Annotated in this window: 7 protein-coding genes; 3 read left to right on the top strand and 4 right to left on the bottom strand. The window is 69.0% G+C overall.

Going from position 1 to position 8,726, the window contains the following annotated elements; all coding sequences use genetic code 11:
- Positions 1-223: 223 nt before the first annotated feature.
- Positions 224-1,189: a LysR substrate-binding domain-containing protein gene (locus EV662_RS11380; protein ID WP_132462308.1), complete on the top strand. Its 966-nt coding sequence runs from the start codon at positions 224-226 to the stop codon at positions 1,187-1,189.
- Positions 1,190-1,216: 27 nt separating this feature from the next.
- Entirely contained in the window at positions 1,217-2,182 is a 966-nt protein-coding gene (gene lipA, locus EV662_RS11375) for a lipoyl synthase (RefSeq protein WP_132462306.1), read from the top strand.
- 22 nt (positions 2,183-2,204) lie between these two features.
- Here lipA and EV662_RS11370 read toward each other — a convergent pair whose 3' ends face one another.
- Together EV662_RS11370 and ssb are read right to left on the bottom strand one after the other, a co-directional pair.
- The gene (locus tag EV662_RS11370) at positions 2,205-3,290 is read right to left on the bottom strand and encodes a site-2 protease family protein (RefSeq protein ID WP_132462304.1); all 1,086 of its coding nucleotides are present in this window, start codon (positions 3,288-3,290) and stop codon (positions 2,205-2,207) included.
- A 45-nt stretch (positions 3,291-3,335) separates the two neighbouring features.
- Positions 3,336-3,845: a single-stranded DNA-binding protein gene (ssb, locus tag EV662_RS11365; protein WP_132462302.1), complete on the bottom strand. Its 510-nt coding sequence runs from the start codon at positions 3,843-3,845 to the stop codon at positions 3,336-3,338.
- Between the two features lie 203 nt (positions 3,846-4,048).
- Between ssb and EV662_RS11360 the strand changes: the two genes are divergently transcribed.
- The gene (locus tag EV662_RS11360) at positions 4,049-4,621 is read left to right on the top strand and encodes a lytic transglycosylase domain-containing protein (protein ID WP_132462340.1); all 573 of its coding nucleotides are present in this window, start codon (positions 4,049-4,051) and stop codon (positions 4,619-4,621) included.
- Positions 4,622-4,663: 42 nt separating this feature from the next.
- Here EV662_RS11360 and EV662_RS11355 read toward each other — a convergent pair whose 3' ends face one another.
- Positions 4,664-6,205 carry a trimethylamine methyltransferase family protein gene (locus EV662_RS11355; protein ID WP_165915582.1) on the bottom strand — a complete coding sequence of 514 codons (1,542 nt, stop codon included), beginning with the start codon at positions 6,203-6,205 and terminating at the stop codon, positions 4,664-4,666.
- Complete coding sequence (locus EV662_RS11350) at positions 6,202-8,673, bottom strand: penicillin acylase family protein (RefSeq protein WP_132462298.1); 2,472 nt, start codon at positions 8,671-8,673, stop codon at positions 6,202-6,204. Before EV662_RS11350 ends, EV662_RS11355 begins: the two co-directional genes overlap by 4 nt.
- Positions 8,674-8,726: the final 53 nt, after the last annotated feature.

Below are 8,726 nucleotides of genomic sequence, written 5' to 3'. Positions count from 1 at the left end.
CCGGCGCGCAGGACCACAAACCCCAGCCCGAACTCTCCTTCCCCGTCCAGCGCAAGGCCGCCGTCAACGACACAAACGCATGGCAGGACTTCTGATCCCGTCCCGCCACACCGGCAGGACCAAGGGGCGCCCGGCAAAACCCGGGCGCCCCGCACCGTATTTAAAAGCGGCAATCGTGATAGGCCCGGGTTGCCTGGGATGGCCGATCTGATAGCAGGGACTTATGAACATCACCCTGCGTCAGCTGTCCTATTTCATCGCGCTTGCCGAGGCCCGCAATTTCGGCCGCGCCGCCGAAACGATGCATGTCAGCCAGCCTGCGCTTTCGGTCCAGATCCGCGAACTCGAGGCGACGCTGGGCGCCCAGTTGGTCGAGCGCAAGCCCCGCGACGTGGTGCTGACCCCGGCCGGGCACGACCTGTTGCGCCACGCCCGCAGGGTGATGGAGGAGATGCGCGCGCTCAAGGATTCCGCGCGCTGGCAAAGCGGGCTGGGCGGGCGGTTGTCCCTGGGCGTGATCCCGACCGTCGCGCCCTATCTGTTGCCGGTGGCGCTGCCCATGTTGCGGGCGCAGAACCTGTCCCTGGACCTCGGCATCCGCGAGGCCCTGACGGACCGTCTTCTGGTTGACCTGGCCGAGGGACGGCTGGATGCGGCGCTGGTGGCGCTCCCCACGGGCCGGGTCGACCTGGTGGAACGGGACCTTTTCGAAGACCGCTTCCTGCTGGCCGGTTCCGCCGCGCAGATCGGCGCGCTGGGGGCGGGGGCCGAGGGCATCCGGCCGGCCGCGCTCGACCCCGACCGGCTGCTCCTGCTGGAAGAGGGGCACTGTCTGTCCGACCAGGCGCTCGAGGTCTGCGCGATGAAGCGCGACGCGACGCGGGTCGATCTTGGCGCCTCGTCCCTGGCGACGCTGTGCGGGCTGGTGGCCGAGGGGTTCGGGCTGACCTTCCTGCCCGAGATCGCCCTGCAATCCGAGCAATCGGCCAGCCCCGGGTTGACGGTCCGGCGGTTCGGTGCGCCCGAACCCGCGCGGCGGCTTGGCCTTGTCCGGCGCCGGTTGTCGCGCGATGATGGCTGGTTCACCGGGCTTGCCGAACTTCTGGCCGAGGCGGGCGACCGGCTGACCGCCCATGCCCGCGCCCGTATCCCCGTCGAGGGGTTGGACAACTCGGCGCCCGGGCGTTAAGTGAACCGTGCAAGCACCGGAGGCCCCATGAGCCCGCGCGACCTCAAGATTCCCGGCCAGCGCCACCCCGAAAAGGCGCACCGACCCGACAATGCCCAGCCGAAGAAACCGGCCTGGATCCGCGTCCGCGCGCCGGGTGGCCATGGCTACCAGGACACCCACCGGGTGATCCGGGAACACGGGCTGGCCACCGTCTGCGAAGAGGCGGGCTGCCCGAATGTGGGCGAATGCTGGGCGCATGGCCACGCCACCATGATGATCATGGGCGAGATCTGCACCCGCGGCTGTACCTTCTGCAACGTGGCGACCGGCAAACCGCAGGCCCTCGACATGTTCGAGCCGGGCCGGGTCGCCGATGCGGTGGCCAAGCTGGGCCTGAAACACGTGGTGATCACCTCGGTCGACCGCGACGACCTCGAAGATGGCGGCGCCGAGCATTTCGCCCAGACCATCCGCGCTGTCCGCCACCGCGCGCCGGACACCACGATCGAGGTGCTGACACCGGATTTCCTGAAATGCGATCCTTCGGCGCTGGAAACCGTGGTCGCGGCGAAACCGGACGTGTTCAACCACAACCTCGAAACCGTGCCCGGGCTGTACCCCGAGGTGCGGCCCGGCGCGCGCTATTTCCATTCCTTGCGGCTGTTGCAGCGGGTCAAGGAAATCGACCCCGCGATGTTCACCAAGTCCGGGATCATGGTGGGGCTGGGCGAGGAACGCCAGGCGGTGCACCAGGTGATGGACGACCTGCGCGCGGCGGATGTGGATTTCCTGACCATCGGCCAATACCTGCAGCCCACGCCCAAGCACCACGCCGTGGCGCGATTCGTCACGCCCGAGGAATTCGCCGCCTATGAAAAGGCGGCCTATGGCAAGGGCTTCCTGATGGTGTCCGCCACGCCCTTGACCCGATCCAGCTATCACGCGGGCGAGGATTTCGCGCGCCTCAAGGCCGCCCGGCAGGCACGCCTTTCCTTCACCTCCGGCACCTGACCCTCCCCGACGAAGGCCCGCCTCAGGCGCGGGCCTCGCGCCCCGAGATCACCATCAACTCGCCGATATTCTCGCGCGTGATATAGCCGATCATCCGGCCCGAGGGATCGACGACCGCCACCGCGGGGGCGCCCGAATCCTGCAGCGCATCAAGTGCCGCATCCAGCGGTGCGGCCAGCGGCACGCTGGGTATGCCCTCTGTCATCGCCTCGGTTACCGCCCGCATCCTGTTGCCCTCGGCCAGCGCGGCGAACAGCGCGTTACGGGTCAGGAACCCGCGCAGCCCCCCGCCGGCATCGACCACGGGGAACTCGTGCTGTGTGGTGCGGATCACCGCGTTCGAGGCCACCTGCAGCGTGTCCGCGGGTTGCAGCGCCTCGAACTGGGTGATCATCGCGTCGCGCGCGCGCATGTGCCGTGCCATGTCGCGCAGGCTGACATCGGCGCTTTCGGCGCCCGCGGCCACGAAGACGAAGATCGCGATCAGCACCAGCACCGGGCTGCCCCAGGTCAACCCGAGAAAGCCGAAGACGAAGGCCAGAACCTGGCCCGCCCGTGCCGCGAACCGGGTGGCGGCCACGCGCCCCATCCCGTAGGCCAGCGCGGCCCGGAAGACCCGACCACCGTCCATCGGAAAGGCCGGGATCATGTTGAACAGCACCAGGAACAGGTTGACCGCGGCCAGCTTGCCCCAGAACCCCGCGACGCCGCCCTGATCCAGCGCGGCAAGCTTTTCCAAGTCGGTCTCGGCCCCCAATGCGATCAATACCGCCCAGATCACCACGTTGACCGCCGGGCCGGCCAGCGCCACCGCGATTTCCTGGCCGGGCTTTTCCGGCATCCGGTCCAGCCGCGCCAACCCGCCGATCGGCAATAGCGTGATGTCCGGCGTGGCGATCCCGTAGCGGCGCGCCATCAGCGCGTGGCCGAACTCATGCGCCACCACGCAGGCGAAAAGCGCCAGCACAAACACCACGTTGACCAGTGCCGCCACGGGCCCCGAGGCGATCCATGCCGCCGCGCCGATCCAGGCCAGCAACAGGAAAAAGGTGGCATGCACCCGCAGTTCGGACCCGAACAGGTGGCCGATGGGAAAGGACCACGTCATCGCTTTCGCCCCTTCGCGTTACGCTCCGCGGCGGTCCGGGGCACCCTAGAACGGGATCTCGTCGTCGAGATCGCCAGCCGGGGCAGGCCCGCCGCCGCCCGACCCGCGCCCGCCGCCGAAATCGTCGTCCCGGCCCTGGTCATAGCCGCCGCCATAACCGCCGCCGCTGCCCCCGCCGTAACCGCCCCCCCCGCCGCCTTCGCCGCGGCTGTCCAGAAGGGTCAGTTCCCCGCGATAGGGGCGCAACACCACCTCGGTCGAATAGCGATCCTGCCCGCTCTGGTCCTGCCATTTGCGGGTTTCCAGCTGGCCCTCGATGTAGACCTTCGACCCCTTGCGCAGATACTGTTCCGCGATGCGCACCAGCGGTTCCGAAAAGATGGCGACGGTATGCCATTCGGTCTTTTCGCGCCGTTCGCCGGTATTGCGGTCCTTCCAGTTCTCGGAGGTGGCGATGCGCAGGTTGCACACCTTGCCGCCGTTCTGAAAGCTGCGCACCTCGGGGTCGCGGCCCAGGTTGCCGATAAGAATGACCTTGTTGACCGAACCCGCCATATGGCTGCTCCCTCTCGAATCTGATCGTCGGATATTTCCCCGTTTACACCACCCCGGGCGGCGCAAGGGAAGGTGAATTTCCCCTTCGGCGTGCAGGGTGCGGCACCTGCCGGGGGCGGGGCTGGCCCTGAGCGGCGTTTTTGCCTATAGTGCCGCGGTCCGAGCAACGACCCGCAAGAGGGACAGTGGTGGTACGGAAGGCGATGGCGGCGCTGGCGCTGCTGGGGATGGCGGCAAGCCCCGCGATGGCCGAGACGACGGTCTCGTCCAAGGCCCGCGCGGCCCTGTTCAAGTCGCAGACGCGCGTGCTGGATGGCCGGGCGGCCCAGCAATATTCCAATTCGGTGCGCTTGCAGCCCCAGCGGGTGATAACGCCCTCGCGTGGCGGATCGCTGGCCTATACCGGCAAGTATCGGGGCGAGTTCCTCGACGTGGCCCGCACCGCCGCGCGGCGCCACGGCGTGCCCGAGGACCTGTTCCTGCGGCTTGTTCAGCAGGAATCGGGCTGGAACGCTGGCGCGGTGTCGCACAAGGGCGCCATCGGGCTGGCGCAGCTGATGCCCGAGACGGCCCGACACCTGGGCGTGAACCCCCGCGACCCGCGCGAGAACCTCGAAGGCGGGGCGCGCTACCTGCGCCGCCAGTTCGACCGGTTCCGGTCCTGGCGCCTGGCGCTGGCCGCCTACAATGCCGGCCCCGAGGCGGTCGAACGGCATGGCGGCGTGCCGCCCTATGACGAGACGCGCAGCTATGTGCGCAAGATCTGGGGAAGCTGACCGCCACGCCCGGCCGATCCGCTGTCCCGGTGCCCGGGCGGGTCAGATGCGGTCGTCCCGGCCGGCAAAGGCATCGTCCACATGTGCATCCGCATGGGCCACGAGATCGGCGATCTCGGCGCGCTGCGCGTCGTCCAGGTATCCCTCTGCGGGGGCCGCGTCGATGGCTGCCAAGGCCACCTCGCGCGCCGCGTCAAAGGCCGTGCGGCGGCGCGACGCCTCGTAGTCATCGCGCCCCTGGTTCAGGAACACGCCCCGGCCCAGCGCATCGCGGCAATGGGCAAGGGTATGCGGGTCGTCCAGGAAATGTCCTCCCGCGCGGATTGCCGCCATCGCGTCCCAGTTCAGCGCCGCATCGTCGGTCGCCGGCACCCTTACGAAACGGCGCAGCATCGCGCCCAGCCGGTCGTCCAGCACCGCCTGTACCGGGCTGAACGCGGTCGCGGTCTGCAACTGGCCGACACCGCCCAGGATATCCGCCCCCGCCAGCGCTACCGCCTGGCCCAGCAGCGCGCGCTCGGCCATCGACTGGTGGTCGGCATCCGGCGTGTCCGACCCCATGCCATAGCTGTGGGTCAACAGGCCAAAGCCGCGTTTCAGGACCGCGACGGCCAGCGCTGCGCCCTGCACCGCTTCAACCGAGGCCATCAATGCCGCGCCCGTCGCCATGTCGAGCGTGAAGATCAGCGGCGTCGCGATCACCGGGCTGTCGGGGGCCACGTGGTGCGCGATGGTGGCCATCGCCACGATCTCGGCCACCGCCATCAGCGCGGTGCCCGCCACCGAATAGGGCGCCGTGCCACCCCCCGACGGTAGTGAACAGGCGTGGATCGGTACCCCGAAACGGCCCGCCTGCACGATCGCCTCGCTGTCCATCGCCTTGAATTCCAGCGGGCTGAACGCGGTCGAGATTATGCTGGTGACCGGGTGCGCGCGCAGCGCGTCATCGCCTCCGGCGGCCACGGCGGCGATGCGCATCAGGTATCCGATATTGGCGCGCTGATAGGGCTGCATCCAGACATGCTTGGTGGTGCGCGCGATCAGCGCGGCAAAGCCGTGGATGTCGGCGGTTTTCTCGGGGACACCGTGCACGAAGGGATGCGCGATGAAACCCACCTGGTCCAGAGACTCGGCCACCGCGGCGATCTCGGCCACGGCGACAAGGTCGGTGCCGCGATAGGACGCGTCGCGCGGGTCGACATAGCCATGCGCCCCGGTGCCGGTCCGCAGCACGATGCCGCCATCGGCCCGCGGCAATACCAGGTCGCGGGCGCGCGTCTTTCCCGCCAGGCGCGCGGCCTTGGGCGTGGCCTCCAGCGCGGCGCGTACCATTGCGCGTGGCAGGCGCAACCGGTCGGCATCGCGCCCCGCCGCAGCACCCGCGCGGCGCAGCGCCTCGGCCGCGCCGGGGTGACGGATCACCACGCCATGCCCGTCCAAAAGGTCCAGCACGCGGTTGCAGAGCCGCCCGATATCGTGGTCTGGAACAAAGCAAAGACCCGCGCGTGCCCCGCCCTGGGACTCCAGACGGAACGCGTCGGCGACGGGCGGGGGGCCCACCGTCCGGCGCGGGCGGCGGCTCACGGCGCCTCCGGGACCAGTCGCGTGACGCCCACCGCCGCTGCGCGCGCCAGATCGGGATCCAGGCTCATCGGGATGTATTCGCCACGGCGCCACAACTCGCCCAGATCGTCGTAATGCCGGCTCAGGGGATGGCCCGATTGGCCGGTCGAGATCACGAAGACCGAACTGTCGGGATCGGCGAAGTCGTAGACGCCGCGGAATCCGGCCCCATGCACGTTAGCAAAGGGAAACGGGTCGCCGCCCTTGGTCAGCCCGCGGTTCAGCGTGTTGTCACCGCCCGAGGTGGGCTGACGGATGTTGACGAACCATTTCAGGAACGGCACCTCTCCCAGCACCGGGTGGTCGTGCCATGCCTGGTGCGCCGCCCCCCAGCGCAGCGACTCCAGCGAGCCGCCATAGGTCTCCGACAACCACAACAGCGCCTCGTCCAGCGACCGCCGCGCGATCTCGGTACAGCTTTCCACCGCGCCCGACTGGCGGATGTCGCACCACGCGCTGGCCCCGTCGATGTCGCGGAACACCCGCTCGATGAACAGCGGCTCCACATGGGTGAATTCATTGGCCAGCGGGCCCAGATCATCGCGGATCAGCCGGTCCTGCAACCGGCGCAGCCACGCGGCATAGATCAGCGGTTCGGGCAGATGCTCGTTCATGTCGCCGTTCCACTCCGCCAGCAGTTCCAGCGCGCGCTGGCGGCGGCGTTCGGGGCTGCCCAAAGGCGCCGGTTCGCCGGTGAACCACAGGTCGCGCCCGATCAGCGGCAGCAGCGCGCGCGCGGTGAACGACACGGTGTCCAGCTGCGCCTCGATGAAACTTTCGCGGGTGTGCACCTCGCGGGTTTCCATCAGCCGCTTCCAACGCTGGATGCGTTGAGTGTCGCCCCAGTCGAAACTGACATGCAGCGGGAAGGGCCGTTCCACGGTCTTGTTGTTGGTATTGCCCAGGATGCCGCTTTCGGGCGCGAGGAACCGGGGATTGGCGGCATAGTTCAGCCAGCCCTGCCAGCGGTTCTCATCCTTCCAGCCGGGCACCGGAAGGCGGCCCTCGCTTTGGTGACCGGCCAGACGGCGGGGCATCGCGCCGATGGTCTGCATCGCGATCGTATCGTGATCCACCACCACCAGGTTCTGCGAGGGCGCAATAAAGAACCGCCCCGCCTCCAGCGCGTCGTCCACGTTCTGCGCCCGCATCAGCTTCAGCGCCGCGCTCATCGAGGTGTCGGCGCCGTTCAGCAGCGTCCAGCCCAGCGCCGTGACATGGCCGGGCGGCGTGATCGAGCCCAGCCCGAAATGGTCGCCGGGCAGAACCGGCCCGTTCTCGGTCCAGCGCAAGGTGATTGTTTCGGGGGCGCCGTCGGCCACGCGGATGATGATGCGGCGGCTTTCGAACGGGCGGAAGCCGTTCGGCGTGCGGTATTCCTCGGGATTCTCGGGGTTCAGCTGTTCCAGGAACACGTCCTGATCATCCATGTAGGACGAGGTCATCCCCCAGCCCAGCCGGGCCGAGCGCCCCGCCATCACCGCCGGCATGCCCGGGATCGTTGCGCCGATCACCCCGCCCGAGGCCAGTTCCAGCCGCGCGAGATACCAGATCGACGGTGCCGAAAACCCAAGGTGCGGATCATTGGCCAGAAGCGTGCCCCCCGCGGCCGAGCGGCTGGGCGCGGCGGCGAACGCGTTCGAGGCCGAGGCGAAGGCGCGCGGCACAAACGGCGATAGCGGCCCCAGCTCCGCACGGGTCAGCGGCGCGGCAGACGGCGCGACACCGGGGGCCAGCGCGGCGTAATCGGGCAGGGCGGCCAGCCCGGGCCCCGGCGCGTCGGGCAGCAGGTCGCGCACCCGCGCCTCGTCCCCAAGCAGCAGCGACACGCGCGCGCGCAGCACCTCGGTTTCCAGATGGGTCGCCAGGCGCACCCCCATCAGCTTGGCGATCGCCAGGGAATCGGCGGGCTGCCACAGGGCCACCTCGGGCGTGAAGAGGAAGAACTCGGGCGCGCCGCGCCCACGCGCATCGCTGTTGACCCGCGCGATCCAGGCGTTGACCCCGGCCGCATAGGCCTCCAGCGCGGCGGTGGTATAGGGGTCCTGCGCCTTCACCGAACTTTGCGCCAGCCCGTAGATATCCAGCCGCCGGATCAACTCGTCGATCTTCAGCGTCCTTGCGCCGAACAGTTCCGACAACCGGCCCTGCGCCGTGCGCCGCAGCATCGTCATCTGCCACAGCCGGTCCTGCGCATGGGCAAAGCCCAGCCCGAAGAACACGTCGGTATCCGAGGCGGCGAAGATATGGGGCACGTTGGCATTGTCGCGCACGATCTCGATCGGCGCCTCCAGCCCGGCGATCGCAAGCGTGTCGTCATAGTCGGGCAGGGACCTTGCGGCCAGGTAATAGGCGGTCGTCCCGGCCAGAGCAGCCAGGATGATCGCGGCCGTGAACAGCCGCAAGAGCCAGCGGAAGAGCCCGGCCATGTCCGCCCCGTTGTTGACGCCCCGGATGGGGCCGTTAGTTAGGGGCAAACGCC

The organism is Rhodovulum marinum (genome assembly GCF_004343075.1).
GTDB classification, from domain to species: Bacteria; Pseudomonadota; Alphaproteobacteria; order Rhodobacterales; family Rhodobacteraceae; genus Rhodovulum; species Rhodovulum marinum.
Note: the sequence above shows the minus strand (reverse complement) of the source record. Positions and strands in the feature narration are given on the sequence as shown.